Source organism: Pseudomonas sp. A-1, assembly GCF_004801855.1.
Classification (GTDB): domain Bacteria; phylum Pseudomonadota; class Gammaproteobacteria; order Pseudomonadales; family Pseudomonadaceae; genus Geopseudomonas.
Genome location: NZ_SSTC01000014.1, coordinates 44,171 through 70,632 on the forward strand (window position 1 = coordinate 44,171; position 26,462 = coordinate 70,632).

The 26,462-nt window shown below is 69.5% G+C and carries 23 protein-coding genes and 1 tRNA gene; 7 read left to right on the plus strand and 17 right to left on the minus strand.

Features of this window, described 5'->3' with window-relative positions:
* Positions 1-6: 6 nt before the first annotated feature.
* Entirely contained in the window at positions 7-531 is a 525-nt protein-coding gene (locus E5198_RS04800) for a CsiV family protein (protein ID WP_136488878.1), read from the plus strand.
* A gap of 72 nt (positions 532-603) precedes the next feature.
* Here E5198_RS04800 and E5198_RS04805 read toward each other — a convergent pair whose 3' ends face one another.
* From E5198_RS04805 to E5198_RS04820, 4 genes are all read right to left on the minus strand, one after another.
* A complete protein-coding gene (locus tag E5198_RS04805; protein WP_136488879.1) occupies positions 604-1,341 on the minus strand; it encodes an S-methyl-5'-thioinosine phosphorylase in 738 nt (245 codons plus the stop codon).
* A gap of 16 nt (positions 1,342-1,357) precedes the next feature.
* Positions 1,358-2,353: a beta-N-acetylhexosaminidase gene (nagZ, locus tag E5198_RS04810; RefSeq protein WP_136488880.1), complete on the minus strand. Its 996-nt coding sequence runs from the start codon at positions 2,351-2,353 to the stop codon at positions 1,358-1,360.
* A gap of 9 nt (positions 2,354-2,362) precedes the next feature.
* Entirely contained in the window at positions 2,363-2,881 is a 519-nt protein-coding gene (locus E5198_RS04815) for a L,D-transpeptidase (RefSeq protein ID WP_136488900.1), read from the minus strand.
* A 63-nt stretch (positions 2,882-2,944) separates the two neighbouring features.
* Positions 2,945-3,634 (minus strand): TetR/AcrR family transcriptional regulator, encoded by a 690-nt coding sequence (locus tag E5198_RS04820; protein ID WP_136488881.1) that lies wholly within the window; start codon positions 3,632-3,634, stop codon positions 2,945-2,947.
* Between the two features lie 179 nt (positions 3,635-3,813).
* Here E5198_RS04820 and lexA point away from each other — a divergent pair, with 179 nt between their 5' ends.
* Entirely contained in the window at positions 3,814-4,428 is a 615-nt protein-coding gene (lexA, locus tag E5198_RS04825; protein ID WP_136488882.1) for a transcriptional repressor LexA, read from the plus strand.
* Between the two features lie 60 nt (positions 4,429-4,488).
* Here the strand turns inward: lexA and E5198_RS04830 are convergent, their stop codons facing one another.
* From E5198_RS04830 to fadB, 6 genes are all read right to left on the minus strand, one after another.
* On the minus strand, positions 4,489-4,728 hold the full coding sequence (locus tag E5198_RS04830; RefSeq protein ID WP_136488883.1) for a hypothetical protein: 240 nt from the start codon (positions 4,726-4,728) through the stop codon (positions 4,489-4,491).
* A gap of 84 nt (positions 4,729-4,812) precedes the next feature.
* Positions 4,813-5,334, minus strand: coding sequence for a DUF6586 family protein (locus E5198_RS04835; RefSeq protein WP_136488884.1), 522 nt, complete (start codon positions 5,332-5,334; stop codon positions 4,813-4,815).
* A 99-nt stretch (positions 5,335-5,433) separates the two neighbouring features.
* Positions 5,434-8,037, minus strand: a complete 2,604-nt coding sequence (topA, locus tag E5198_RS04840; RefSeq protein ID WP_136488885.1) for a type I DNA topoisomerase — start codon at positions 8,035-8,037, stop codon at positions 5,434-5,436.
* A gap of 123 nt (positions 8,038-8,160) precedes the next feature.
* A complete protein-coding gene (locus E5198_RS04845) occupies positions 8,161-8,424 on the minus strand; it encodes a DUF1653 domain-containing protein (RefSeq protein WP_136488886.1) in 264 nt (87 codons plus the stop codon).
* Between the two features lie 76 nt (positions 8,425-8,500).
* Positions 8,501-9,676: an acetyl-CoA C-acyltransferase FadA gene (gene fadA / locus E5198_RS04850; protein WP_136488887.1), complete on the minus strand. Its 1,176-nt coding sequence runs from the start codon at positions 9,674-9,676 to the stop codon at positions 8,501-8,503.
* Between the two features lie 26 nt (positions 9,677-9,702).
* Positions 9,703-11,850 (minus strand): fatty acid oxidation complex subunit alpha FadB, encoded by a 2,148-nt coding sequence (gene fadB / locus E5198_RS04855; protein WP_136488888.1) that lies wholly within the window; start codon positions 11,848-11,850, stop codon positions 9,703-9,705.
* A 307-nt stretch (positions 11,851-12,157) separates the two neighbouring features.
* Here fadB and E5198_RS04860 point away from each other — a divergent pair, with 307 nt between their 5' ends.
* Positions 12,158-12,595, plus strand: coding sequence for a universal stress protein (locus E5198_RS04860; protein ID WP_136488889.1), 438 nt, complete (start codon positions 12,158-12,160; stop codon positions 12,593-12,595).
* 51 nt (positions 12,596-12,646) lie between these two features.
* On the opposite strand, the gene E5198_RS04865 is transcribed toward E5198_RS04860, so the two are convergent.
* Positions 12,647-13,339 (minus strand): hypothetical protein, encoded by a 693-nt coding sequence (locus E5198_RS04865; RefSeq protein ID WP_136488890.1) that lies wholly within the window; start codon positions 13,337-13,339, stop codon positions 12,647-12,649.
* Positions 13,340-13,368: 29 nt separating this feature from the next.
* Positions 13,369-15,276: an ATP-binding cassette domain-containing protein gene (locus tag E5198_RS04870; protein ID WP_136488891.1), complete on the minus strand. Its 1,908-nt coding sequence runs from the start codon at positions 15,274-15,276 to the stop codon at positions 13,369-13,371.
* Positions 15,277-15,475: 199 nt separating this feature from the next.
* Between E5198_RS04870 and E5198_RS04875 the strand changes: the two genes are divergently transcribed.
* Positions 15,476-17,407: a transglycosylase SLT domain-containing protein gene (locus tag E5198_RS04875; protein ID WP_136488892.1), complete on the plus strand. Its 1,932-nt coding sequence runs from the start codon at positions 15,476-15,478 to the stop codon at positions 17,405-17,407.
* 184 nt (positions 17,408-17,591) lie between these two features.
* Here the strand turns inward: E5198_RS04875 and E5198_RS04880 are convergent, their stop codons facing one another.
* Both E5198_RS04880 and E5198_RS04885 read right to left on the minus strand, forming a co-directional pair.
* Complete coding sequence (locus E5198_RS04880; protein WP_136488893.1) at positions 17,592-18,398, minus strand: MOSC domain-containing protein; 807 nt, start codon at positions 18,396-18,398, stop codon at positions 17,592-17,594.
* Between the two features lie 28 nt (positions 18,399-18,426).
* On the minus strand, positions 18,427-19,014 hold the full coding sequence (locus E5198_RS04885) for a helix-turn-helix domain-containing protein (RefSeq protein WP_136488894.1): 588 nt from the start codon (positions 19,012-19,014) through the stop codon (positions 18,427-18,429).
* A 104-nt stretch (positions 19,015-19,118) separates the two neighbouring features.
* Between E5198_RS04885 and E5198_RS04890 the strand changes: the two genes are divergently transcribed.
* Positions 19,119-20,306 carry a benzoate/H(+) symporter BenE family transporter gene (locus E5198_RS04890; RefSeq protein WP_136488895.1) on the plus strand — a complete coding sequence of 396 codons (1,188 nt, stop codon included), beginning with the start codon at positions 19,119-19,121 and terminating at the stop codon, positions 20,304-20,306.
* A 55-nt stretch (positions 20,307-20,361) separates the two neighbouring features.
* Here E5198_RS04890 and uvrB read toward each other — a convergent pair whose 3' ends face one another.
* The gene (uvrB, locus tag E5198_RS04895; protein ID WP_136488896.1) at positions 20,362-22,377 is read right to left on the minus strand and encodes an excinuclease ABC subunit UvrB; all 2,016 of its coding nucleotides are present in this window, start codon (positions 22,375-22,377) and stop codon (positions 20,362-20,364) included.
* Positions 22,378-22,601: 224 nt separating this feature from the next.
* Between uvrB and E5198_RS04900 the strand changes: the two genes are divergently transcribed.
* Positions 22,602-23,798: an amino acid aminotransferase gene (locus tag E5198_RS04900; RefSeq protein WP_136488897.1), complete on the plus strand. Its 1,197-nt coding sequence runs from the start codon at positions 22,602-22,604 to the stop codon at positions 23,796-23,798.
* 71 nt (positions 23,799-23,869) lie between these two features.
* A tRNA-Asn gene (locus E5198_RS04905) sits at positions 23,870-23,945 on the plus strand.
* Between the two features lie 51 nt (positions 23,946-23,996).
* Here E5198_RS04905 and E5198_RS04910 read toward each other — a convergent pair.
* Together E5198_RS04910 and E5198_RS21450 are read right to left on the minus strand one after the other, a co-directional pair.
* Positions 23,997-25,019, minus strand: coding sequence for an HlyD family secretion protein (locus tag E5198_RS04910; RefSeq protein ID WP_136488898.1), 1,023 nt, complete (start codon positions 25,017-25,019; stop codon positions 23,997-23,999).
* A gap of 10 nt (positions 25,020-25,029) precedes the next feature.
* Positions 25,030-26,462: TolC family protein (locus E5198_RS21450; RefSeq protein WP_168772475.1), on the minus strand; the 1,433-nt coding region annotated here is incomplete at its 5' end.

The following is a 26,462-nucleotide window of genomic DNA, read 5'->3' on the forward strand; positions in this document are numbered from 1 at the left end:
ATGCCCATGCTCCGACTGCTCCGCCCCCTGCTGGTCTCGCTGCTGCTGATCGCCCCCGCGGCCTTCGCCGAAGCGCTGTACCAGGTCGAACTGATCGTCTTCCGCCAGGCGGAAAAGGCGGTGCCGGCCAGCCAGCCGGCGCCGGAAGACTGGGCTGGCAAGGCCGCCGCCCTGCCCGCCACCGCCCAGCGCAGCCCGGCGCTGACCGGCGAGGCCGAGAAGCTCGCCGCCAAGGGCTACCAGGTGCTGCTGCACCAGGCCTGGCAGCAGGGCGTCACCGGCAGCCCGACCGCGGTGCGCTTCAGCACCGGCAAGGAGCGCGACGGCCACTTCCCGGTCGAGGGCGTGCTCGATCTCGCCCAGGGCCGCCAGCTCGAACTGAAGCTGACCACCTGGGTCAACCGGTTCAACGCCGAGGGCTTCCTCGCCGGCAGCGAGCGCCTGCAGATCGCGCGGCGCCTGATCCCCGGCCAGCTGACCTACCTCGACCATCCGAGCCTGGGCGCGCTGATCCGCGTCAGCCCGCTCTGAGCCGGACCCGGACGACAAAAAGGGCGGCAGATCGCGGATCTGCCGCCCTTTTTCATTGCCGCGACGGGACGATCAGCCGGCCAACACGCGCTGCAGCACCGCCTTGACCTTGCCCATGCCGTCGGCCAGCGCCTGCTCGATCTCGGCCATGGTGATGATCCCGGTGGACTTGCCGGCCGCCGGATTGACTACCAGCGCCAGGCAGGCATAGGGCAGCTCCTGCTCGCGAGCCAGCGCCGCCTCGGGCATGCCGGTCATGCCGACGATGTCGCCACCGTCGCGCTCCAGGCGGGCGATCTCCGCCACAGTCTCCAGGCGCGGCCCCTGGGTGCAGGCGTAAACGCCACGGCCGCTGAAGTCGCAACCCTCGGCGCGCAGGGCGGCGATCAGCTGCTGGCGCAGGGCCTCGTCGTAGGGATGGCTGAAGTCGATGTGGGTGACGTGGTCCAGCTCACCCTCGAAGAAGGTCGAGCCGCGGCCCCAGGTGTAGTCGATCAGCTGGTGCGGCACGCAGAAGTGGCCGGTGCCCATGGCCGCGTGGATACCGCCCACCGCGTTGACCGCGAGGATCGCCTCGGCGCCGGCCTCCTTCAGCGCCCACAGGTTGGCGCGGTAGTTGACCTGGTGCGGCGGGATGCGGTGCGGATGGCCGTGACGGGCGAGGAACAGCACCTCGCGGCCGCCGAACTCGCCGCGCAGCACCTCGGCCGACGGCTTGCCCCAGGGCGTGTCCAGGCTGACGGCCTCGCGGATGGTCAGCCCCTCGAGCTGGGTCAGTCCGGTACCGCCGATGATGGCTACAACGCTCATCCAGTTCTCCTCAAGATCAGATCAGTCCGGCGGCGCGCAGCGCGCCCACCGCTTCGAGCCAGCGCGGCTGGCTCCGGTAATCCTGGCCCGGCCAGGCCTGCGCGCGCATCCGCGCCAGGCGCGCGGCCGGCTGCACGCCGCGCCGCTGCAGATGGGTCAGCGCCAGCTCGGCGGCGTCACGGTCGTTGCACACCAGCGCCATGTCGCAGCCGGCATCCAGCGCCGCCGCCACCCGCGCATCGGCGGCGCCGGCGACGTGGGCGCCGGCCATGCTCAGGTCGTCGCTGAAGATCACCCCGCGGTAGCCCAGCTCGCCGCGCAGGATGTCCTGCAGCCAGCGCCGCGAGAAGCCGGCCGGCTGCGCGTCGACCTGCGGGTAGATCACGTGGGCCGGCATGATGCCGTCGAGCTGCCCCGCCAGGGCAACGAAGGGCTTGAGATCGCAGGCGCGGATCTCGTCGAGCGAGCGCTCGTCGCGCGGGATGGCCACGTGCGAATCGGCCTCGGGCCAGCCGTGACCGGGGAAATGCTTGCCGGTGGCGGCCATGCCGGCGGCGCGCATGCCGGCGATGAAGGCCGCGGCCAGCTCGCTGACCCGCGCCGGGTCGCTGCCGAACGAGCGCGAGCCGATCACCGTGCTGCGCCCGTGGTCGAGATCGAGCACCGGGGCGAAGCTGAAGTCCAGCCCCACCGCCAGCACTTCGGTGGCCATCAGCCAGCCGCACAGCCCGGCCAAGCGCGGCGCATCCGGCGCGGCGGCCAGCGCCTGCATCGACGGCAGGCGCACGAAGCCCTGGCGCAGGCGCTGCACCCGGCCACCCTCCTGGTCGACCGCCAGCAGCAGATCGGGACGGATGGCGCGGATGGCCGCGCACAGCTCGCGCACCTGCTGCGGGTGCTCGATATTGCGGGCGAACAGGATCAGGCCGCCCACCTCGGGCTGGCGCAGCAGGTGGCGGTCCTCGGCGCTCAGCCAGGTGCCGGCGATATCCAGCATCAGCGAACCAGACATGGAAACTCCTCAGGCAAGCGCGGCCAGCCGCCACTGCGGCTGCGGTGCCTCGTCGATGATCACGGAACAGTGCGGCGGCACCCGCTCGAACAGCTCGACCAGGTCGGCATTGCGCAGGCGGATGCAGCCGTGCGAACGCGCCTCGCCCATCGGCTCGCTGTCCGGGGTGCCGTGCAGGTAGATGTAGCGGCGGAAGGTGTCGACGCCGTCGAGGCGGTTGCGCCCCGGCTCGCAGCCGCTCAGCCAGAGAATGCGGGTGAGGATCCAGTCGCGCTGCGGAAACTGCGCCGCCAGCGCGGGCGACCAGATCTCGCCGGTCCAGCGCCGGCCGACCAGCACCGCGCCCTCCGGCAGGCCGGCGCCGATCCTGGCGCGCACCTGATGGCGGCCGCGCGGCGTGCAGCCCGAGCCCTGGCGCTCGCCCGGGCCGTTGAGCGCGGTGGAAACCGGCAGGCGCAGGCGCAGGGCGCCGCCGGCGAAGCCGTACAGGCACTGGTCGGCGATGGAAATGTGCAGCAGATCGAGCATGGCGGTGGCGGCAGTCATGGGGCCGCTAGCTTAGCCGATCCACCCGCCGCCGGCACCCACGGGTTAGTTGCCGTGATTGTTCGTCCTGGGACGCGGACGCCGGCGGGCGGCGATCAGCGCCGGATCGGCCAGCACCGTCTCGGAGCGCATGCCGGCGGCCAGGAACGGCACCATCAGCTCCAGCACCTGCTCGGTCGAGGTGTCCGTGCCGAAGTCGGCCTGGGCGATGCCGCGCAGCGCCTGGATGCCCGCCATGCTGAAGATCGCCGCGCCCAGCATGAACTGCGCGCGCCAGAACAGCTCCAGCGGCGGGATGCCCGGCACCGCATCCTGCAGCAGCTGCTGGTAGCGGCGGAACACCTTGCCGTACAGGCCGCCGAGATAGGCGTGCAGCTCGCGCTGGTTCTGCCGTATCGCCATGCCCAGCAGGCGCATGAAGGCGGTGAGCTTGGCACTGCTCCCGGCCACTCCCAGCGCCTGCGCCACCAGCAGCTCGAGCAGCTCCTCGAGGCTGGCGGCCTGCCCCTGGCGACGATCCAGCTCGCGCTCGAGACGCAGGCAGAGCGGGCCGAGAAACCGCACGAACACGGCCTGGATCAGCGCCTCCTTGGAGCCGAAGTGATAGTTCACCGCCGCCAGGTTGACCTCGGCCTTGCTGGTGATCAGCCGCAGCGAGGTTTCCGCGAAGCCCCTTTCCGCAAACAACTGCTCAGCCGCATCGAGAATACGCTCGACCGTCTCCGACTGGACCATGACCACTCCCATTGACCGAACAGCCGTTTGAAACCTTGGTTTCAATCTATCACTCTTTCAAGTATGGCCAGCCGCCCGTTCGTCCGCCAGAGAGGCGCGTCAGACGGGGCAAACAGCTTGCCTGCACCGCCGCCCTGTATATACTTCCAGCCACTGGATATAAAGACAGAGCCCGGCCCATGCAGAAACTGACCCCGCGCCAAGGCGAGATCCTGGCCTTCATCAAGAGCTGGCTGGAAGAGCACGGCTATCCGCCGACCCGCGCCGAGATTGCCCAGCAGCTGGGCTTCCGCTCCCCCAACGCCGCCGAGGAACACCTGCGGGCGCTGGCGCGCAAGGGCGCCATCGAGATGATCCCCGGCGCCTCGCGCGGCATCCGCATCCCCGATGCCGAGCCGGCGCTGCGCGAGGGCGAACTGCCGATCATCGGCCGGGTCGCCGCCGGCGCGCCCATCCTCGCCGAACAGCATATCGAGGACAGTTGCCGGATCAGTGCGGAGTTCTTCCACCCGCGCGCCGACTTCCTGCTGCGCGTGCGCGGCATGAGCATGAAGGACGTGGGCATCCTGGACGGCGACCTGCTCGCCGTGCACGCCTGCCGCGAGGCGACGAACGGGCAGATCGTGGTGGCGCGGATCGGCGACGAGGTGACGGTGAAGCGCTTCCAGCGCCGCGGCAAGCGCGTGCAGCTGCTGGCGGAAAACCCCGAGTTCGCCCCGATCGTGATCGACCTGGACAAGCCGGATCAGGAGTTCGCCATCGAAGGTCTGAGTGTCGGCGTGATCCGCCGCTGAAGCCCGGCCGGAGGAGGCCCCGCAGGATAGCCTGCGGGCTGCGCCGGGAGAGGCAGCTCCTCAGTGCAGCACGCGCGGCTCCTCGCCGTACTCATGCTCGTAGTCGCCGTCAGCCATGCTGCCGGCCATCTGCACCCCGAGGTTGAACATGGCCTTGGCCACCTCGATGTGCTGCCCCTGCAGAAAAGCCTTGGCCTCCTCGGAAAACTCGAGGGTCACCAGCGCCTCCTCATCGTCGCCGCGACGCAGGACGATACGGCCATCGGGCAATTCCACGATTTCCAGGAAGGATGTCGGCATGGGTGGGTGCTCCGCGAAAAAAGGCCGGCATTGTAGCAGTGCCGGGCGTCACACCCTAGCGCCGCGACAGGCGGCGCGGCGCGCTCACCACTCGCTCATGCCCTCGCGAAAACGCATCGCCAGCTGCTTGATGCGCTGCTGCCAGTCGGCCAGCGTGGCCAGATCCAGCTCAGCCTCCTCTTGCGTGCCGACATCGACCGCACTGATCAGCGCCAGGGCCGGATCGACCTTGGCCTTCTTCGCCTCGCGCGGCGGCTCGAACAGGGCGCGCCAGGCTGCCAGCAACTGCCCCAGCCAGCTCTGCCGCTCCTGCGCCAGCTCGACCAGCTCGGCCAGTTCCGGACTCGGCGCCGCCTCCAGCACCTCGCGACTGAGCAGTTGCTCGACCCGGGCGGCCCCGGCCTGCGGCAGGCGGTAGTAGCCGGCGATCTCGTGGCACAGCCCCAGCACCGCACCGTAGAGGTGGAACAGCGCGCTCTCGCGGGCGGCCTGCACCTGAGTGGTGAGGTTCAGCGGCCGGGCCGCCTCGGCGGCGCGCCAGGCGTCCAGCGCCAGGCTGGCGAAGTAGATCTTCTGGTTGGTGCGGGTATACAGCTCGTTGGCCATGGGTGGACTCCTCGACAGAATCCCCAGTATACGCCGCGCCAAACGAAACCGGCCGGGGCGTCTGCACGCACCGGCCGGCTCCGCATCAGCGCGACGGGGTCAGCGCTTGTCTTCCACCTGCCACTTGCCGTCGGCGTAGAAGGCACGCCAGCCGCTGGGCTTGCCGTCCACCTCGCTCTGCACGTACTGCTCCTTGGTCTTGCGGCTGAAGCGGATCACCGCCGGGCGGCCGTCCGGGTCCTGCGGCGGCGCCGAGAGCAGGTAGTGGTACTTGGCATCCAGTTCCTCCCTATGCGGGATCAGCTCGCTGACCAGCGGCGCGCGGGTCTCGCGGTTCTTGGGGAACTGGCTGGCGGCGAGGAACAGCCCCGAGGCGCCGTCGCGCAGCACGTAGACGTCGTCGACCTTGGCGCAACGCAGTTCCGGCATCTTGATCGGGTCGATCTTCGGCGGAGCCGCCTCGCCGCTCTTGAGCAGCTTGCGGGTGTTCTTGCAGCTGGCGTTGGTGCAGCCGAAGAACTTGCCGAAGCGGCCGGTCTTGAGCTGCATCTCGCTGCCGCACTTGTCGCACTCGAGGCTCGGCCCCTCGTAGCCCTTGATGCGGTACTGGCCTTCCTCGATCTCGTAGCCCGAGCAGTCCGGGTTGTTGCCACAGATATGCAGCTTGTGCTTCTCGTCGAGCAGGTAGGCGTCCATCGCGGTGCCGCACTTGGCGCAGCGGTGCTTGCCACGCAGCACGCGGGACTCGGACTCGCCCTCGTCGTCGGCGGCGATCTCGTCGCCCGGCACCAGGTTGACGGTGGCCTTGCAGCGCTCCTTGGGCGGCAGCGCGTAGCCGGAGCAGCCGAGGAACACGCCGGTGGAGGCGGTGCGGATCATCATCGGCCGGCCACACTCCTTGCACGGAATGTCGGTGAGGGTCGGCAGGTTGGCGCGCATGCCGCCCTCGCTGGCCTCGGCGGACTCGAGCTTCTTCCTGAAGTCGCCGTAGAACTCGTCGAGCAGGTGCTTCCACTCGCGCTCGCCCTGGGCGACGTCGTCGAGGTGCTCCTCCATGTCGGCGGTGAAGCCGTAGTCCATCAGGTTGGCGAAGCTCTCCGCCAGGCGCTCGGTGACGATCTCACCCATCTTCTCGGCGTAGAAGCGGCGGTTGTGCAGGGTCACGTAGCCGCGGTCCTGGATGGTGGAGATGATCGCTGCATAGGTCGACGGGCGGCCGATGCCGCGCTTCTCCATCTCCTTGACCAGGCTGGCTTCCGAGTAGCGCGCCGGCGGCTTGGTGAAGTGCTGGGTCGGGTCGAGCTTGAGCAGCTCGAGACTGTCGCCCTGGGCCATCTCTGGCAGCACGTCGTCTTCGCCCGGCTTGCTCTGCGCCGGCAGCACGCGGGTGAAACCGTCGAACTTGAGGATGCGGCCCTTGGCGCGCAGCTCGTAGTCGCCGGCCTTGACGGTGACGCTGGTGGACAGGTATTCGGCCGGCGGCATCTGGCAGGCGACGAACTGGCGCCAGATCAGCTCGTAGAGACGCTCGGCGTCGCGCTCCATGCCGGTCAGCTGGGTCGGCCGCAGGTTGACGTCGGACGGGCGGATCGCCTCGTGCGCTTCCTGGGCGCCTTCCTTGCTGCTGTAGAGGTTCGGCTTGGCCGGCAGGTACTGCTGGCCGAACTCGCCCTCGATGAAGCCGCGCGCCATGTCGATGGCGTCCTGCGACAGGTTGGTCGAGTCGGTACGCATGTAGGTGATGTAGCCGGCCTCGTACAGGCGCTGGGCCATCATCATGGTCCTCTTCACCCCGAAGCCCAGGCGGGTGCTGGCCGCCTGCTGCAGGGTGGAGGTGATGAACGGGGCGCCCGGGCGGGACGAGGTCGGCTTGTCCTCGCGCTTGACCACCTGGTAGGCGGAAGCCTTGAGCGCGGCCACGGCGGCCATGGCCTGGGCCTCGTTGAGCGGCTTGAAGGCCTCACCCTTGTGGCGGGCCACCTCGAAGCGCACCGCGGCCTGCTGCGCAGTGGCCAGGTCGGCATGCAGCTCCCAGTACTCTTCCGGAACGAAGGCGCGGATCTCCTTCTCGCGCTCGACCACCAGCTTGACCGCTACCGACTGCACGCGGCCGGCGGACAGGCCGCGGGCGATCTTGGCCCACAGCAGCGGCGAGACCATGTAGCCGACCACACGGTCGAGGAAGCGCCGGGCCTGCTGGGCGTTGACCCGGTTGATGTCCAGTTCGCCGGGCTGGGAGAAGGCTTCCTGGATCGCCTTCTTGGTGATCTCGTTGAACACCACGCGCTTGTAGCGGCCCTCGTCGCCGCCGATGGACTCGCGCAGGTGCCAGGCGATCGCCTCCCCTTCCCTGTCCAAGTCGGTGGCGAGGTAGATGGTGTCGGCATCCTTGGCCAGGCGGCGCAGCTCCTCGATCACCTTCTCCTTGCCGGGCAGGATCTCGTACTGGGCCTTCCAGCCATGCTCGGGATCGACGCCCATGCGCGCGAACAGCTGGCGCTTGGCCTTTTCCTTGGGTGACAACGCCGGGGCCTCGGCCGCTGCAGCCTTGCCGCGCTTGGCCGGCTCCTTGCTGGCCGAGCCGCTGGTGGGCAGGTCGCGGATATGGCCGATGCTCGACTTCACCACGTACTGGTTGCCCAGATACTTGTTGATCGTCTTGGCCTTGGCCGGCGATTCCACGATGACCAGAGATTTGCCCATGAATCGGAAGGTTCCTGAAAAGAAGTCGAGATGAACGGCGGGGGCCTCAGGCGCAGAATATGCAAATAAATGTAGCCGCGCCCTGATAAGGCCACGCTATATATAGTGGCCCGCACAACGAGGTCAAGCGCGCGGCGGGACCCGGTCGTCCTCAGCGTAGCGAAATTCCACGCTTTCACCGCGCTCCAGGGCAAAACGCGGCCGGCACTCGCCGTCCACCTCCACGCTCTCGACGAACATCGCCAGCGGCCTGACCCACAGGCCGAAATCGCCGTACAGCGCCTGGTAGATCACCAGCTCCTCCTCGGTCTCCGAGTGGCGGGCCACCCCCAGCACACGGTACGGGTTGCCCTTGTAGTGACGGTAAAGTCCGGTTTGCAGCGTCATGTTCGCCTCGTCGATGGCACGGCCGAAAAAACCGAAGGCCGAAGCATGATGGCCCCGGCCTTCCTTCCCATGGGGATCAGACGCGCTCGAAGACGGTCGAGATACCCTGGCCGAGGCCGATGCACATGGTGGCCAGCCCCAGGGTGCCGCCGCGCTGCTTCATCACGTTGAGCAGGGTGCCGCAGATCCGCGCCCCGGAGCAGCCGAACGGGTGGCCGAGGGCGATGGCGCCGCCGTGCAGGTTGACCTTGTCGTCCATCCTGCTCAGCAGCTTGAGATCCTTGAGCACCGGCAGCGCCTGGGCGGCGAAGGCCTCGTTGAGCTCGACGAAGTCGATGTCGTCGATACTCAGACCGGCGCGCTTGAGCGCCTTGCGCGTGGCCGGCACCGGACCGTAGCCCATGATCGACGGATCGACGCCGGCCACCGCCATGGCGCGCACCCGCGCCAGCGGCTGCACCCCCAGCTCGCGGGCGCGCTGACCGCTCATCACGATCATGCACGAGGCGCCGTCGGTGATCTGCGACGAGGTCCCGGCGGTCACCGTGCCGTTCTTCGGGTCGAATACCGGCTTCAGTTCGGCCAGCGCTTCCAGGGTGGTTTCCGGACGGATGGTCTCGTCGTAGTCGAACACCCGGAGGAAGCCCCGCTCGTCGTGGCCTTCCATGGGAATCAGCTCGTCCCTGAAGCGGCCCTCGACGGTGGCCTGGTGCGCCCGCTGCTGCGAGCGGTAGCCGAAGGCATCCTGCGCCTCGCGGGTTATGCCGTGCATCTTGCCGAGCAGCTCGGCGGTCAGTCCCATCATCCCGGCGGCCTTGGCCACGTGCAGGGACAGCTGCGGGTTGACGTCGACGCCGTGGGTCATCGGCAGGTGGCCCATGTGCTCGACGCCACCGACCACGAAGACCTCGCCGTTGCCGCTCTGGATGGCCTGGGCCGCGCTGTGCAGGGCGCTCATCGACGAGCCGCACAGGCGGCTGACGGTCTGCGCGCCGCTGGTGTGCGGGATCGGCGTCATCAGCGCGGCCATCCGCGCGATGTTCCAGCCCTGCTCGAGGGTCTGGTTGACGCAGCCCCAGATCACGTCCTCGACCTCGCCCGGATCGACCTGCGGGTTGCGCGCCAGCAGCCGGGTGATCAGTTGCGCGGAGAGGCTCTCGGCGCGGGTGTGGCGGTGCATGCCGCCCTTGGAGCGGCCCATCGGCGTGCGGCCGAAGTCGACGATCACCACGTCTCTCGGATTCAGACTCATGAATTCACTCTCCAGTGGTGACAGGCTCAGGCGAAGAACCGGCGGCCTTCGCTGGCCATGGCGCGCAATCCGGCGGTCGGCAGGTACAGCGGGCCGAGGTCGGCGTGGCGCTCGGCACGGGCGACGAATTCGGCCGCGCCCAGGCTGTCGATGTAGCGCAGCGCACCGCCGCGGAACGGCGGGAAGCCGATGCCATAGACCAGGCCCATGTCCACCTCGGCAGGGCTGGCGACTATGCCGTCCTCCAGGCAGCGCACCGCCTCCAGGCACAGCGGCAGCATCATGATGTCGACGATGTCCTCGTCGGTCAGCTCGCGCGGCGTGCCTGCCAGCGGCGCCAGCACGGCGGCCACGCTCGGGTCGGCGACCTTCCTCGGCTTGCCGCCCTTGTCGGTCTCGTAGGCGTAGAAGCCGCGACCGCTCTTCTGGCCGAGGCGGCCGGCCTCGAACAGTGCGTCGATGGCGCTGCGCCAGTCGTCCTTCATCCGTTCGGGGAAGCCGGCGGCCATCACCGCGCGGGCGTGGTGGGCGGTGTCGATGCCGACCACATCGAGCAGGTAGGCCGGCCCCATCGGCCAGCCGAACCTTTCCATCACCCTGTCGATGCGCGGGAAGTCGATGCCGGCCGCCAGCAGGCGGACGAAGCCGCCGAAATAGGGGAACAGTACGCGATTGACCAGGAAGCCGGGGCAGTCGTTGACCACGATCGGCGTCTTGCCCATCCGGCGCGCATAGGCCACGGTGGTGGCGATGGCCGCCTCGCTGGTCTTCGCGCCGCGGATCACCTCGACCAGCGGCATCATGTGCACCGGGTTGAAGAAGTGCATGCCGCAGAAGTTCTCCGGACGCTGCAGCGCCTGCGCCAGCAGGTCGACCGAGATGGTCGAGGTGTTGGTGGCGAGGATGGCGTCGGCGCGCACCTGTCCCTCCACCTCGGCCAGCACTGCCTGCTTGACCCTGGGATTCTCCACCACCGCCTCGACCACCAGGTCGACGGCGGCGAAATCGCCGTAGGACAGGGTCGGACGGATGGCGTTGAGCGCCGTGGCCATCTTCTCCGCACTCAGGCGACCCTGCTCGACGCGCTTGCCGAGCAGCTTGGCGGCCTCGCCGAGGCCGAGCTGCAGCGCCTCCTCGCGGATGTCCTTGAGCAGGATAGGCGTGCCCTTGACCGCCGACTGGTAGGCGATGCCGCCGCCCATGATGCCGGCGCCGAGCACCGCGGCCAGGCGCACCGCGCGGGCGTCCCCGTCGAGGGTCTTGGCCTTGCGCTTGAGTTCCTGGTCGTTGAGGAACAACCCGACCAGGCTGCGCGCCACCTCGCTCTTCGCCAGCTTGACCAGGCCCTGCGACTCGATCTCCAGCGCCTTGTCGCGGCCATGGCTGGCCGCCTTCTGCATGCTGCGGATCGCCTCCACCGGCGCCGGGTAGTGCGGCCCGGCCTGGCCGGCCACATAGCCCTTGGCGCTCTCGAACACCAGCATCTGCTCGATCTGCGCCAGCCGGAGCTTCTCCAGCTTGGGCCGGCGGCGCGCCAGGTGGTCGAGCTCGCCGTCGGCGGCCCGCCGGCACAGGTCCAGCGCCGCCTCGCGCAGCCGCTCGGGAGCGACCACGGCATCCACCACGCCGACCTTCAGCGCGCTGGCCGCGTCGTGCTCCTTGCCGCCGCAGATCCATTCGATGGCGTTGTCGGCGCCGACCAGCCGCGGCAGGCGCACGGTGCCGCCCCAGCCGGGATGGATGCCCAGCTTCACTTCCGGCAGGCCGATCGTGGCGCCCTCGGCCATCACCCGGAAGTCCGCCGCCAGGCACATCTCCAGACCGCCGCCGAGGGCGACGCCGTTGATCGCCACCACCGTGGGCACCGGCAGATCCTCGAAGGCGCTGAAGATGCGGTTGGTGTCGAGGTTGGCGGCCAGCAGCTCGTCCTCGGGCAAAGCGAACAGGCCGAGGAACTCGCCGACGTCGGCGCCGACGATGAAGCCGTCCTTCGCGCTGCTGACCAGCACCGCGCGCAAACCCGCCTCGCCGCGCAGGGCGTCCACCGCCTCGCGCAGCTCGCCGAGGGTCAGGCGGTTGAACTTGTTGACCGACTCGCCGGCGAGGTCGAAACGCAGTTCGGCGATGCCGTCGCCGAGCGTCTCGACTCCGATGGCCTTGCCCTGATAAATCATCGTCCGATCTCCATGCGATGGAAGCTTGAGCCAGCGCCGCGTTCCGGCCGGCAGCCCGGCGGCCTCCAGCAAGGATAGCCGGCGGCCCCGCGCCGGCGTTCATACAGGCGTTCGATCCCTGACCACACCCTCGAAGAATTCGCCAGTCTTGTCAATCGGCCTTGGGCAGGCCCGGGCGGAACGTGAAACGGGCGGAACTGACGGATGTCATGACCGCAGCGCGGAGTTGCTGCATGATGGGCGTGCAGGCTGGCCGCGCGCGGCGCCTGATCCATACTGGACTTATTTCCCGCCACGGAGAACCGAAATGAATTACCAACACCTGCTGGTTGCTGTCGACATGACCGACGATTGCCATACCGTGATCGAGCGCGCCGTCGAACTGGCCAAGTGCTGCAATTCGCGCCTGTCGCTGGTCCACGTGGTCGAGCCCATGTCCATGGCCTTCGGCGGCGACGTGCCGATGGATCTCTCGGCGCTGCAGGAGCAGCAGATCGATCAGGCGCGCAAGCAGCTGGAATCCTTCTCCGCCAGCCACCCGGAGCTGACCAAGGACAACAGCCATCTGGCCTTCGGCCAGCCGCGCCAGGAGATCCACCGCCTGGCCAGCGAGCAGGGCTGCGACCTGATCGTGGTCGGCAGCCACGGCCGCCACGGCCTGGCCCTGCTGCTCGGCTCCACCTCCAACGACGTGCTGCACGGCGCGCCCTGCGACGTGCTGGCGGTGCACCTGAAGAAGGCGTGAGCAGGACGATCAGCGTCGCGCCGGGCCTTGCACCCGGCGCGAGCCGGTCGATCAGAACAGCCCCAGGTCGGCGCCGCCGTTCATCACCAGCGGACGGATCTTGCTGAGCTGGGCCTCCAGCGAATAGGACACGCTGGAGGACATGGAGAAGAAGCTGAGGAAAGCCTTGAGGTTGGAGTCGCCCTCGCAGGTGTCGTGGATGCGCTGCCAGAAGGCCTGATTGACCAGCTGCAGTTGCTGGTAATGGCGGATCAACCCCTTGAGCTCCCAGTCGGCATGCCGCCCTTCGCGCATGTTGTAGTACTGGCGCATCAGGTACAGCGACACGGTGCGCAGGATGAATTCCTGGTTGCTGGCGAACGGCAGATGCTGCTGGGCCATGGGCTTGAGGCGGCAGAGCATCGGGCAGGCGCTGGTGGCCATCAGCACGCCGAGCAGCGAACGCAGCGCCCCTTCCAGGCTGACTTCCTTGCAGTACTCCCGCTCGGTGGTGATCACCCGCACCTGGGCCTTCTTGAACGCCGGCAGGCCACGGAAGTCCTCGATCACGCGATGCAGGTCGACCGCCGCCGGACAGTAGGTGTGGAGCACCTCGTTGAGCGGGCAGTTGCTGCACTTCTCGTGATCCAGCCGTGTCCAGCGCGGCGCCTCGGCCACCTGCGCCGGGTCGTAGCTGCGATCGAGTTCAACCCGGTAGTTGAACTCGTGATTGTCGTCCAGGGTAATCCTGTACTCGATGGTCATTCCCTACTCCGTGTCCGTTGCCAGGTACATCAACCTTCCAGCTCGGCCCAGCGCTCCAGCAGGCGATCCAGCTCGTGCTGGAGATGCTCCAGCCGGGCCAGGGCCGCATGGGTCTGCTCCTGGGGCCGCAAATAGAAATCGGGATTGGCGGTCTCTTCCTGCAGGGCGGCCTGCTCGTTCTCCAATGCCTCGATCTGTGCCGGCAGCGCGTCCAGCTCGCGCTGCTCCTTGTAGCTCAGCTTCCTGCGGGCGGCGGCCACCGGGGGCGCCGCCTTCTCGACCGGCGCCGGCTTGCTCTCCGCCTGCGGCTTGCCCTCCGCCTCCTTGCCGACGCCGAGCAGGCGCGGCGAACCGCCCTGGCGCAGCCAGTCCTGATAACCACCGACGTACTCGCGCACCCGGCCCTCGCCCTCGAACACCAGCGTGCTGGTCACCACGTTGTCGAGGAAGGCACGGTCGTGACTGACCATCAGCACGGTGCCGGGGAAGCCGAGCAGCACTTCCTCGAGCAGCTCGAGGGTTTCCACGTCCAGGTCGTTGGTCGGCTCGTCCAGCACCAGCAGGTTGGCCGGCTTGCTGAACAGCTTGGCCAGCAAGAGTCGTGCCCGCTCGCCGCCGGACAGCGCCTTGACCGGCGAGCGCGCGCGCTGCGGGCTGAACAGGAAGTCGCCGAGGTAGCTGAGCACATGGCGGTTCTGGCCGTCGATGGTAATGAACTCGCGGCCCTCGGCAATGTTGTCGATCACTGTTTTCTCAGGTTCGAGCTGATGACGCAGCTGGTCGAAGTAGGCCACCTCCAGCTTGGTGCCGATCTTGATGCTGCCGGCGGTCGGCTGCAGTTCGCCGAGCAGCAGCTTGAGCAGGGTGGTCTTGCCGGTGCCGTTGGCGCCGAGCAGGCCGATGCGGTCGCCGCGCTGCAGGACCATGGAGAAGTCGCGGATCAGCGGCTCGCCGCCGGGATGGGCGAAGTCGACGTGCTCGGCGACTATCACCTGCTTGCCGGACTTGTCCGCGGTCTCCAGCTGGATGCTGGCCTTGCCCTGGCGCTCGCGACGCTCGGCGCGCTCGTTGCGCATCTCCTTGAGCGCGCGCACGCGGCCCTCGTTGCGGGTACGCCGCGCCTTGATGCCCTGGCGGATCCACACCTCTTCCTGAGCCAGGCGCTTGTCGAACAGCGCGTTGGCCGCCTCCTCGGCCGCCAGCTGCTGCTCCTTGTGCACCAGGAAGCTGGCATAGTCGCCGTTCCAGTCGATCAGGTGGCCGCGGTCCAGCTCGAGGATGCGGGTGGCCAGGCTCTGCAGGAAGGCGCGATCGTGGGTGATGAACAGCACCGCGCCGTTGAAACCGAGCAGCGCCTCCTCCAGCCAGGCGATGGCGCCGATGTCCAGGTGGTTGGTCGGCTCGTCGAGCAGCAGCAGGTCCGGCTCGGCGACCAGCGCCTGGGCCAGCAGCACGCGGCGGCGCCAGCCGCCCGACAGCTCGGCCAGGGTCTTGTCGGCCGGCAGCTGCAGGCGGCTCAGGGTGTTCTCCACCAGCTGCTGCAGGCGCCAGCCGTCACGGGCCTCCAGCGCCTGCTGGACGCGCGACAGCTCGGCGAGATCGTCGTCGCCGTGGATGTGCTGGGACAGGTGGTGGTAGCGGGCGAGCAGCTCGCCGACCTCGGCCAGGCCCTCGGCGACCACGTCGTAGACGCTGCGCTCGTCGGCCGCCGGCAGCTCCTGGGGCAACTCGCCGATGCGCAGGGTCGGCGCACGCCAGATCTCGCCGTCGTCCGGACGCTGCTCGCCCTTGACCAGCTTGAGCAGGCTGGACTTGCCGGTGCCGTTGCGACCGATGATGCATACCCGTTCGCCCCGTGCGATCTGCCACGACACCCCGTCCAGCAACGGTGTGGCACCGTAGGCAAGGGACACGTCGGTGAACTTGAGCAGGGTCATGGGCACAGCCTCCACAGGAATGGCCGCGCATTCTACTCCTACTCGCCCTTTGCCCACACGGGGCATGGTGTTTTTCCTACACGGCCCGGGGAATTCCCCCCCCACGGCGTGTTTCCGCCCGGCCGGCGCTAGGAGTGCCGGCCGGGCCGCGCTAAGCTTGTCCCCATCGCCCCATCCTGCCCGAAGTACCGGATTTGCCATGCGCGCCCGCCCGTTCGTCCTGCTCGTCTGCCTGCTGGCCAGTCTCGGCCTGCCCCCCTCCTTCGCCCACGCCGCGTCCCTCGCGCAGCAGCGCGCCATGTACGACGAGGCCAAGCGCGCGCTGGACAAGAACGATCCGGGCCCCTACCTGCGCTACCGCCAGGCCCTGCGGGACTACCCGCTGGAACCGCACCTGGCCTACGACGAGCTGACCCTGCGCCTGAAGAGCGCCAGCAACCGCGAGATCGAGACCTTCCTCGCCGAGCACGGCGACCTGCCGCAGATCGGCTGGATGAAGCTGCGCTGGCTGCGCTGGCTGGCCGAGCGCGGCGAATGGCAGACCTTCATCAAGCATTACTCGCCGGCGCTGGAGTTCGCCGAGCTGGACTGCCTGATGGGCGAGTACCTGTTCCGCCACGGCAAGGCCGCCGATGGCGCCATCGTTGCCAGGCGCCTGTGGCTGGTCGGCAAGTCGCAGCCCAACACCTGCGACCGCCTGTTCGACCTGTGGCGCGCCCAGGGGGGACTGACCGAGGAACTGCGCTGGCAGCGCCTGAAGCTGGCCGCCCAGGAGCGCAACTACGGCCTGGCCGGCCACCTGCAGAAGACCCTCGGCAGCCTCGCCGCCCAGGGCCAGCTGCTGATCGACGTGGCGCAGAAGCCCGAGCTGCTGGCGCAGCGTCAGCGCTTCGCCGGCAACGACCGCCATACCGCCGACGCCGTCGGCCTCGGCCTGCGCCGGCTGGCGCGGCAGAACCCGGAGCAGGCGCTGGCCCTGCTCGAGGACTACAGCCGCCAGCTGCCATTCTCCAGCGAGGAGAAGGTGGCCATCGCCCGCGAGATCGGCCTGACCCTGGCGCGGCGCTTCGATTCGCGCGCGTTGCGGGTGATGAGCCAGTACGACCCCGAACTGCGCGACGACACCGTCAGCGAATGGCGCGCACGCCTGCTGCTGCGCCTCGGCCGCTGGGCCGACGCCCACCAGCTGACCCGGCAGATGCCCGGCGATCTGGCCGGCACCAGCCGCTGGCGCTACTGGCAGGCGCGCAGCCTGCAACTGGCCCAGCCCAACAGCAAGGACCCGATCCGTCTGTACCTGCCGGTGGCCGGCGAGCGTGACTTCTACGGCTTCCTCTCCGCCGACCGGATCAACGCGCCCTACCAGCTCAACCACAAGCCGATGGCCATCGACCCGAAGGTGATGCAGAAGGTGCGCAACACGGCCGGCATCCGTCGCGCCCTCGAGTTCCATGCCCGCGGGCAGATCGGCGACGGTCGCCGCGAGTGGTACCACGTCGCCCGCCTGTTCAGCCGCGAGGAGCTGGTGGCGCAGGCGCGCCTCGGCTACGAGATGGAGTGGTACTTCCCGGCGATCCGCTCGATCAGCATGGCGCAGTACTGGGACGACCTCGACGTGCGCTTCCCGATGGCCCACCAGGGCGCCCTGACCCGCGAGGCGCGCAGCCGCGGCCTGCATTCGAGCTGGGTGTTCGCCATCACCCGCCAGGAAAGCGGCTTCATGGCCGACGCCCGCTCCCACGTGGGCGCCATGGGCCTGATGCAGCTGATGCCGGCCACCGCCAAGGAAACCGCGCGGCGCTTCGGCATCCCGCTGCGCTCGCCACAGCAGGCGCTCAACCCCGACGTCAACATCCAGCTCGGCGCCGCCTACCTCAGCCAGGTCTACGGCCAGTTCGGCGGCAACCGCATCCTCGCCTCGGCCGCCTACAACGCCGGCCCGGGCCGGGTGCGCCAGTGGCTGAGCGGCAACGAGAGGATGCCGTTCGACATCTGGATCGAGACCATCCCCTTCGACGAGACCCGCCAGTACGTGCAGAACGTGCTGTCCTACTCGGTGATCTACGGCGAGAAGCTCGGCGCTCCGCAGAAGCTGGTGGAATGGCACGAGCGCGAGCTGGGGCCGCAGTGAGGCGAACCCGGCGCACAAATGCAGGGGGGATTAGCCGCACCGCGGCGTAACCCGCCAAGGATGCCAGCAGGCATCCCTTCACAGCATGGCGACCGCTGGGACCGCGCCAGGGGGCATGCCTCGCGTAGCGCACCAACAGCAGCGATCGGGGGGATGGTGCGCGCGGCGCACCCTACGAACGCCGTCAGTCCAGCAGGGTCACCGGCATGCCCACCTCCAGCACGCCGGTGCCGCGCTGGATCAGGTTCTGGCCGAAGTACACGCCGTCGGCGTCGCGCCGGTAGCTGGCCAGGGTGCGCAGCGGCTCGCCGTCGTCCGAGCGCTCGCCGCTGTGCGGATCGAGGGTGGGGATGGCGCAGCGCGAACACGGCTTGACCCGCTCGAACTCCACGGTGCCGATGCGCAGGCGCCCCCAGCCGTCCTCGGCGTAGGGCGCGGCGCCCTCGATCACCAGGTTGGGGCGGAAGCGCAGCATCTCCAGCGGCCGGCCGACCCGCGCCGACAGGTCGTCCAGCGAGCCCTGGCCGATCAGCAGCAGCGGGAAACCGTCGGCGAAGCCCACCTTGTCGCCCGGTTGCGCATAGGCGGTGTCCACCTGGCGGGCGCGGCTGGCCGGCACGTGCACCAGCCGGCAATCGCGAGCGAGGCAGGCGCTCAGCCAGGCGGCGGCCGCGTCGCCGGCATCCGGCGCCTCGAGACTGTCGCGCCACACCGTCACCCCGCGCAGCGCCAGGTCGGCCGGCGGCACCGTCACCCGCAGCGGCGACCGCTCCGGGGCGCTCAGCTCCAGGGTCTCGCCATCCCGCCAGCGCGCGCCGATCCGCGCCATGCCGGGGAGCTGGCGCTGGGTCAGGAAGCGGCCGCTCGCGCTGTCCACCACCATCCAGCGGCGATCGCCGGCCAGGCCGAGATCGTCGACCTCGGCACGCTGCAGCAGCTCGCCGCCGAGGGATTTGACCGGGAAACGGTAGAGCGCGGAGAGTCGCAGCATGATCGCCATCCATTCGGGGAAAGGCGCTTTATAAGGCGCCGGCGCCGACCCCACAAGGCGCCACCCGGTAATGGATCAGGTTGTGGAACAGCAGCGGTGCGCTGCCGCCGTTGCGATAGGCATGCGGCCGGTCGGCGGCGAAGCGCAGGCCCTCGCCGCAGGCGACGCTCTGCCAGATGCCGTCGACGCAGATCTCCAGCGTGCCATTGAGCGGGATCACATGCTCGGTGACTCCGGCGGCATGCGGCACCGACTGGTGGCAGGCGCCCGGCTGCAGCTCGACGACCAGAAACTCGCTGCCCAGCGCCGGATCGAAGGGAAACAGCGTGCGCACCTGGATGCTGCCGTCATCCGTCGGCCAGTCGCCACCGACGCTGCTGCGCAGCAGCGCCCCGTCGTCGGCCGGCGTCTCCTCGAGCAGGCCGGAAAACGAGACGTGGAAGCCGGCGGCGATCTTCCACAGCGTGGCCACCGTCGGGCTCGACTCGCCGCGCTCGATCTGGCCGAGCATCGCCTTGCTCACCCCGGTGGCCTGTGCCGCCCGGTCCAGACTCCAGCCCTGCGCCTGGCGCAGCGCGCGCAGCCGCGCGGCGATCCGCTGGTTGATATCCGTCATCACGCTCCTCCGCCCTTGTGCGCTATAGCGCACAAGGGGTAACTTGTCCGCATCGTGCGCAATAACGCACAAAGTCGCCCATCCCTCAAGTCCGAGGATCGCCCATGTCCCATTTACCGGCCCCCAGCCATGTCAGCGCCGGCCTGATCGCCGTGCTGGTCGGCTTCACCAGTTCGGCGGTGATCATCTTCCAGGCCGCCGCCGCGGCCGGCACCGACGCCGCCCAGGTCAGCTCCTGGCTGTGGGCGCTGTGCCTGGGCTGCGGCCTGACCAGCATCGGCCTGTCGCTGCGCTACCGCGCGCCGGTGCTCACTGCCTGGTCGACCCCCGGCGCCGCCCTGCTGGCCGGCAGCCTGGGCGGCTTGGGCATGGGCGAGGCGGTCGGCGCCTTCCTGTTCAGCGCCGCGCTGATCACCCTGAGCGGCGTCACCGGGCTATTCGCCCGGCTGATGCAGCGCATCCCCCAGGCGCTGGCGGCGGCCATGCTGGCCGGCGTGCTGCTGCGTTTCGGTCTCGAGCTGTTCGGCGCCTTCGAGCAGCAGGCGCTGCTGGTCGGCAGCCTGTTCCTCGCCTACCTCGCCGGCAAGCGCCTGCTGCCGCGCTACACGATCCTGCTGGTGCTGCTGCTCGGCATCGGCCTGGCCTGGCGGCTCGGCCTGCTGCACTGGCAGGCGGTCGAGCTGGCCGTGGCGGTGCCGCAGTTCGTCCGCCCCGAGTTCTCCTGGGCGGCGCTGGTCGGCGTCGGCATCCCGCTGTTCGTGGTGACCATGGCCTCGCAGAACCTGCCCGGCGTGGCGGTGCTGCGCACCTCGGGCTACGAACGGGTGCCGGTATCGCCGCTGATCGCCTGGACCGGGCTGGCCAGCCTGCTGCTCGCCCCCTTCGGCGGCTTCGCCATCAATCTGGCGGCGATCACCGCGGCGATCTGCGCCGGCCCCGAGGCCGGCCAGGAACCGCAGCGGCGCTACTGGGCGGCGCTCTGCGCCGGCAGTTTCTACCTGTTGATCGGCCTGTTCGGCGCCACCGTGGCCAGCCTGTTCGCCGCCTTCCCGCAGGCCTTGATCCTCGCCATCGCCGGCCTGGCGCTGCTGGTCACCCTGAGCAACAGCCTGGCCGGCGCGCTGCAGGACGTGCGCCAGCGCGAGCCGGCGTTGATCACCTTCCTGGTCACCGCCTCGGGACTCAGCCTGTTCGGCGTCGGTGCGGCGTTCTGGGGGCTGGTCGCCGGCGGGCTGGCCAGCGTGGTGCTCAATGGCCGCCTGAGTCGCCCTGCTCGGGGCACCGAACCGTAGGGTGCGCCATGCGCACCACTACGGCGCACCCTACCGAACACTGCGGCGGCTCACCCTACAGCGCCAGCAACCGCTCGCGCAGTTTCTGGATCTCGTCGCGCAACTGCGCGGCGGCCTCGAACTCGAGGTCGCGGGCCAGCTCGTACATCTTCTCCTCCAGCTGGCGGATGCGCTTGGTGATCTCGCTCGGCGAGTTGAGCTGCGCCTCGTAGCGGGCGCTCTCCTCGGCCGCCTTGGCCGCCGCGCCGCGCTTGCGGCTGCGCGCACCGGGCACCACGGCGCCCTCGAGGATGTCCTGCACGTCCTTCTTGACGCCCTGCGGCACGATGCCGTGTTTCTCGTTGAAGGCGATCTGCTTGGCCCGGCGCCGTTCGGTCTCATCGATGGCGCGCTGCATCGAACCGGTCACCTGGTCGGCGTAGAGGATCGCCCGACCGTTGAGGTTGCGCGCGGCGCGGCCGATGGTCTGGATCAACGAGCGCTCGCTGCGCAGAAAGCCTTCCTTGTCGGCGTCGAGGATCGCCACCAGCGCCACCTCGGGCATGTCCAGGCCCTCGCGCAGCAGGTTGATGCCGACCAGCACGTCGAAGGCGCCGGTGCGCAGGTCGCGGATGATCTCCACGCGCTCGACGGTGTCGATGTCCGAGTGCAGGTAGCGCACCCTGACGTCGTGGTCGCTGAGGTAGTCGGTGAGGTCCTCGGCCATACGCTTGGTCAGGGTGGTGACCAGCACGCGCTCGCCGGCGGCCACGCACTTGCGGATCTCCGAGAGCAGGTCGTCGACCTGGGTGGTCGCCGGGCGCACCTCGAGCTGCGGGTCGACCAGCCCGGTGGGGCGCACCACCTGCTCGATCACCCGTCCGGCGTGCTCGGCCTCGTAGGGGCCGGGAGTGGCGGAGACGAAGATGGTCTGCGGGCTGGCCGCCTCCCACTCCTCGAACTTCATCGGCCGGTTGTCCAGCGCCGAGGGCAGGCGGAAGCCGTATTCCACCAGGGTCTCCTTGCGCGAACGATCGCCCTTGTACATCGCGCCGACCTGCGGCACGGTGACGTGCGACTCGTCGATCACCAGCAGCGCATCGTCCGGCAGGTAGTCGTACAGGGTCGGCGGCGCCTCGCCCGGCGCGCGGCCGGACAGGTAGCGCGAGTAGTTCTCGATGCCGTTGCAGTAGCCCAGTTCGAGGATCATCTCCAGGTCGAAGCGGGTGCGCTGCTCCAGGCGCTGCGCCTCGACCAGCTTGTCGTGCGCGCGCAGGTACTCCAGGCGCTGCCTGAGTTCGATCTTGATCTGCTCCACCGCCTCCAGCAGCGTCTCGCGCGGGGTGACGTAGTGGCTCTTGGGATAGAAGGTGAAGCGCGGCAGCTTGCGGATCACCTCGCCGGTCAGCGGGTCGAAGGCGGCCAGGCTCTCCACCTCGTCGTCGAACAGCTCGATGCGGATCGCCTCCAGCTCGGATTCGGCCGGATAGATGTCGATCACGTCGCCGCGCACGCGGAAGGTGGCGCGGGCGAAGTCCATGTCGTTGCGGGTGTACTGCAGCTCGGCCAGCCGGCGCAGCAGCTCGCGCTGGTCGAGCCGGTCGCCGCGGTCGACGTGCAGGACCATCTTCAGGTACGACTCGGGATCGCCCAGGCCGTAGATCGACGACACGGTGGCGACGATGATCGCGTCCGGCCGCTCCAGCAGCGCCTTGGTCGCCGACAGGCGCATCTGCTCGATGTGGTCGTTGATCGAGGCGTCCTTCTCGATGTAGGTGTCGGAGGACGGCACGTAGGCTTCCGGCTGGTAGTAGTCGTAGTAGGAGACGAAGTACTCCACCGCGTTGTCGGGGAAGAAGCTCCTGAACTCGCCGTACAGCTGCGCGGCCAGGGTCTTGTTGGGGGCGAGGACCAGCGTCGGCCGCTGCACCCTGGCGATCACGTTGGCGATGCTGAAGGTCTTGCCCGAGCCGGTCACGCCGAGCAGGGTCTGGTGCGACAGGCCGGCCTCGAGGCCCTCGACCATCTGGCGGATCGCCTCCGGCTGGTCGCCGGCGGGTTTGAAGCGGGTGACAAGCTTGAACCTGGACATGTGCGTACCCTGAAAGGACAAACTCCCGCGGCAACGACCACGGCTGACAGTGCTCCGCCAGCAGCGACCATATGTCGCACCAACGGCCGTTTTCGCCGCACCTGCGTATCGCCGCACCGGGATGGTGCTGTCTATAATATCGCCCCGTCTGCGCAACCCCCTAGCCCAGTGATGGCTGGGCGTTGCATCCGCCCGTCACCCTCATACTCACAGAGCTGCCGCACATGAGTCTGTTCTCTGCCGTCGAAATGGCGCCCCGCGACCCCATCCTGGGCCTCAACGAAGCCTTCAACGCCGACACCCGCCCGGGCAAGATCAACCTGGGCGTGGGCGTGTACTTCACCGAAGAAGGTCGCATTCCGCTGCTGCGCGCCGTGATCGAGGCCGAGAAGGCCCGCCTGGAAGCCCGCGCGCCGCGCGGCTACCTGCCGATCGAGGGCATCGCCGCCTACGACAGCGCCGTGCAGAAGCTGCTGTTCGGCGAGGACTCGCCGCTGCTGGCCGAAGGCCGCGTGGTCACCACCCAGTCCCTCGGCGGCACCGGCGCGCTGAAGACCGGCGCCGACTTCCTCAAGCGCCTGCTGCCGGACGCCGTGGTGGCGATCAGCAACCCGAGCTGGGAGAACCACCGCGCGCTGTTCGAATCCGCCGGCTTCCCGGTGCAGAACTACAGCTACTACGACGCCGCTACCCAGGGCGTGAACCTGGCCGGCATGCTCGCCGACCTGCGCGCCCTGCCGGCGCAGTCGATCGTCGTGCTGCACGCCTGCTGCCACAACCCGACCGGCGTCGACCTGTCTTCCGCCGACTGGAAGCAGGTGCTGGAAGTGGTCCGCGAGCGCAACCACGTGCCGTTCCTCGACATCGCCTACCAGGGCTTCGGCGACGGCATCGCCGAGGACGCCGAGGCGGTGCGCCTGTTCGCCGACTCCGGCCTGCAGTTCTTCGTCTCCAGCTCGTTCTCCAAGTCGTTCTCGCTGTACGGCGAGCGCGTCGGCGCGCTGTCCATCGTCACCGCGTCGAAGGAAGAAGCCGGCCGCGTGCTGTCGCAGGTCAAGCGCGTGATCCGCACCAACTATTCCAACCCGCCGACCCACGGCGCCAGCGTGGTCGCCGCGGTGCTCAACAGCCCCGAACTGCGCGCCATGTGGGAAGAGGAACTGGGCGAGATGCGCAGCCGCATCAAGCAGCTGCGCAACGGCATGGTCGAGCAGCTGGCCGCCCTCGGCGCCAAGCGCGACTTCGGCTTCGTCGCCCGCCAGCGCGGCATGTTCTCCTACTCCGGCCTGACCGGCGAGCAGGTCGAGCGCCTGAAGAACGAGTTCGGCATCTACGCCGTCGGCACCGGCCGCATCTGCGTCGCCGCGCTGAACAGCAAGAACCTCGAAGTGGTCACCCGCGCCATCGTCGAGGTGCTCTGATCCGCAAGGCGAAGTCGACACCGCAAGGGTGTTGACTTCGCCTTAGAAATCAGTAAGATACGCCTCGTTGTTCCGCGATAGCTCAGTCGGTAGAGCAAATGACTGTTAATCATTGGGTCCCTGGTTCGAGTCCAGGTCGCGGAGCCAGATTCGAAAGCCCTTGGTGAAAGCCAAGGGCTTTTTTTATCGCCCGGCGACTCACTCTTCCAGGCCAAGGGTCCGTCGCCAGTCGCGCGCGAAGCGCGCCTGCAGTCCCAGGCGGTCGATCCGCCAGCGGGCCGGCCAGGGCTCCAGGGGCTCCACCCGCACCAGCAGGACGCGCGCCGCCGCGCCGAACGGCGGCTGCAGCTCGGCCGGCATCGGTACGGCATCGTGCGCCTCGCCGCGTACCCGCGCCGCCCGCGTCGAACCGTCGGGAAGGTACAGGGTCAGCGCCTGCCCGGCCCGGCCGTAGCCGGCCTGCCGCGCCGGCAGGTACACCCACACCTGCACGTCCTGCCGGCGCTCCAGGCTCAGCAGCAGCAGCCCCGGAGCGACCCCCTCTCCCGCCGCCACCGCCACGTCGAGCACCCGCCCGGCTTCGGGCGCGCGCACCTCGAGGGCCGCCAGGCGCCGTTCGAGCCACTGCCGCTCCAGCCGGCGCTGGACCGCCTCCGCCGGCTCGACGCGCAGCTGGCGCTGCTCGAACTGCAGCAGCTCATGGCGGCGTGTCGCCAGGACGCTCTCGGCCTGCAGCAGCTCGCCGCGGGTCGCGGCATCGAGGGCGAACAGGCGACGCAGCTCGGCCAGACGCCGTTCGGCCGCCCCCTGCGCTTCCTGCAATACCTGCCGCTCGCGCTGCGGCAAGCCATGGGCATCCGACGGCGCCTGGTCCGGCTCGGCCAGCAGCGCCAGGCGCTCGCGCCACTGCGGATTGTCCAGCCGCAGCAGCGGCGCGCCGGCTTCCACCGTCTGCCCCGGGACGACCAGCACCTCGCGGACCTGTGCGCTGTCGAAGGCGCGCAGTTGCAGGATCGGCACCAGCAGGCGCGCCGGCGCCTCCACGCGCAGCGTCGACCACAGCCAGCGCCCGCCCAGCCACAGCAGCGGACTGGCCACCAGCAGCAGGATCAGGTACCAGCGCAGGCGGAAGGCCAGGCGCCTGCCCGGCGCATAGAGCACCCGCAGCCCCTGGTCCTCGGTCGGCCGGCTTTCCTTGGGGCTGTCGAAACGGATCTTCATCGGCGGCGCCTCAACGGGGATAGTGTGGCCAGGCCTGCCAGTCGACGCCGCCCAGCGCCGTGCCCTGCAGCCGCGTCTGCCAGCGGCGGACCTGCTCCTGCAGCTCGCCGCGGCTGCGCCCGGCCAGGCTTTCGCTCGCCGGCAGCTGCGGCTCGACGCTCTGCGCCAGACGAAAGCGCAGCGCCGGCCAGCGCCGGGCGATATCTTCCGCCAGGGCGGCGCTGCGCCCGGTGTCGGCGGTGTAGATCATCAGGCTGACCTGGCGGACGCCCAGCCCCGGCAGCGCACAGGGCACGCAGGGCGTGCCGGGGTCGGCGGCGAACCAGCGGTGGTGGCTGGACAGCTCCACCGGCCAGGGACTGCTGCGCACCGCCAGCGCCAGGGTATCCAGCCAGTCCTGCAGGCGCTGGCCGGGCACCGGCCAGCCGAGCTGCTCCACCTCCAGATCCAGATGCAGACCGGCGAAGGGCAGCCCGGCCAGGCGCGCCAGCAGCAGCCCCAGCTCGCTGCGCTGCCCGCTGCGCAGCCAGTCCGGTTCGCCGAGCAGCAGCAGCGGCTCCAGGCCGGCGGCGCGCGCCTCTGCCAGCAGCGCCCGCAGCTCGCCTTCGAGCGCGTCCAGGCGTGCGACCTGCGCCGCGCTCAACCCCAGGTACAGGCGCTGCATGCCGGCCTCGCGCAGGGCGCGCAGCTCGGCGGGCCGGCGCTGGCGATCGAGCAGCGCGCGGCTGTCCCAGACGTACACGCCCTGGCGCCAGTCGGCGCCCTCCTCCACGGCCTGCGCCCAGTGCTCGCGGGCAGTGCCGAGCAGCGGCGCGGCGGCGGCATCGTCGGCGAACAGACGCAACTCCGCCTCGGCCAGCCACAGCCCGTGCCAGGCCGCGACCTGTTGCAGGCTGACCTCGTGCAGCTCCAGCTCGGCTTCCTGGCGGCGCGCCATGCCGGCCTCGCCCTCCAGAGCGTCGCGCAGGCGCCGCTCGACCGTACGGCGGCGGGCGACCTCCCGTTGCTCGCCCTGCCACTGCAGCGCCTCCAGCGCCAGCCGATGGCTGCGCAGGGCCTGCGCCAGGCTGCGGCGCAAGTCATGGCGCTCGGCCTCCAGCGCCGCCTCGGCGGCCCGGTAGCGCGCCTCGCCCTCGCGTTGCCGGGCATTGCCGTAGCCGAGCAGGTCCAGGGGCGCGGACACGTCCAGGCTGGCGACCCAGTCGCCGCCGGACTGCCGGGTGCCGCTGCGCCGCTCGAAATCGCGGCTCAGGCTGACGCTCGACTCCAGCAGCGCATACCAGGGCAGCTCACGCTGGCGTCCCGCTTCGGCCAGCCGGCTGTGCCGCTCGGCCAGCTGCGGATGGCGCTCGAGCCCCTCGAGCCAGGCCGCCAGGGGCTGCGGCCGGCTGGCCAGCGGCTCGGCCTGCGCAGTGCTCGCCGGCGCGAGCGCGCGCCCGGCCA

Coding starts and splice junctions, on each gene's coding strand:
- E5198_RS04800 (WP_136488878.1), top strand. CDS start 7: ATGCTCCGACTGCTCCGCCCCCTGCTGGTCTCGCTGCTGCTGATCGCC.
- E5198_RS04805 (WP_136488879.1), bottom strand. CDS start 1,341: ATGAGCGTTGTAGCCATCATCGGCGGTACCGGACTGACCCAGCTCGAG.
- nagZ (WP_136488880.1), bottom strand. CDS start 2,353: ATGTCTGGTTCGCTGATGCTGGATATCGCCGGCACCTGGCTGAGCGCC.
- E5198_RS04815 (WP_136488900.1), bottom strand. CDS start 2,881: ATGCTCGATCTGCTGCACATTTCCATCGCCGACCAGTGCCTGTACGGC.
- E5198_RS04820 (WP_136488881.1), bottom strand. CDS start 3,634: ATGGTCCAGTCGGAGACGGTCGAGCGTATTCTCGATGCGGCTGAGCAG.
- lexA (WP_136488882.1), top strand. CDS start 3,814: ATGCAGAAACTGACCCCGCGCCAAGGCGAGATCCTGGCCTTCATCAAG.
- E5198_RS04830 (WP_136488883.1), bottom strand. CDS start 4,728: ATGCCGACATCCTTCCTGGAAATCGTGGAATTGCCCGATGGCCGTATC.
- E5198_RS04835 (WP_136488884.1), bottom strand. CDS start 5,334: ATGGCCAACGAGCTGTATACCCGCACCAACCAGAAGATCTACTTCGCC.
- topA (WP_136488885.1), bottom strand. CDS start 8,037: ATGGGCAAATCTCTGGTCATCGTGGAATCGCCGGCCAAGGCCAAGACG.
- E5198_RS04845 (WP_136488886.1), bottom strand. CDS start 8,424: ATGACGCTGCAAACCGGACTTTACCGTCACTACAAGGGCAACCCGTAC.
- fadA (WP_136488887.1), bottom strand. CDS start 9,676: ATGAGTCTGAATCCGAGAGACGTGGTGATCGTCGACTTCGGCCGCACG.
- fadB (WP_136488888.1), bottom strand. CDS start 11,850: ATGATTTATCAGGGCAAGGCCATCGGAGTCGAGACGCTCGGCGACGGC.
- E5198_RS04860 (WP_136488889.1), top strand. CDS start 12,158: ATGAATTACCAACACCTGCTGGTTGCTGTCGACATGACCGACGATTGC.
- E5198_RS04865 (WP_136488890.1), bottom strand. CDS start 13,339: ATGACCATCGAGTACAGGATTACCCTGGACGACAATCACGAGTTCAAC.
- E5198_RS04870 (WP_136488891.1), bottom strand. CDS start 15,276: ATGACCCTGCTCAAGTTCACCGACGTGTCCCTTGCCTACGGTGCCACA.
- E5198_RS04875 (WP_136488892.1), top strand. CDS start 15,476: ATGCGCGCCCGCCCGTTCGTCCTGCTCGTCTGCCTGCTGGCCAGTCTC.
- E5198_RS04880 (WP_136488893.1), bottom strand. CDS start 18,398: ATGCTGCGACTCTCCGCGCTCTACCGTTTCCCGGTCAAATCCCTCGGC.
- E5198_RS04885 (WP_136488894.1), bottom strand. CDS start 19,014: ATGACGGATATCAACCAGCGGATCGCCGCGCGGCTGCGCGCGCTGCGC.
- E5198_RS04890 (WP_136488895.1), top strand. CDS start 19,119: ATGTCCCATTTACCGGCCCCCAGCCATGTCAGCGCCGGCCTGATCGCC.
- uvrB (WP_136488896.1), bottom strand. CDS start 22,377: ATGTCCAGGTTCAAGCTTGTCACCCGCTTCAAACCCGCCGGCGACCAG.
- E5198_RS04900 (WP_136488897.1), top strand. CDS start 22,602: ATGAGTCTGTTCTCTGCCGTCGAAATGGCGCCCCGCGACCCCATCCTG.
- E5198_RS04910 (WP_136488898.1), bottom strand. CDS start 25,019: ATGAAGATCCGTTTCGACAGCCCCAAGGAAAGCCGGCCGACCGAGGAC.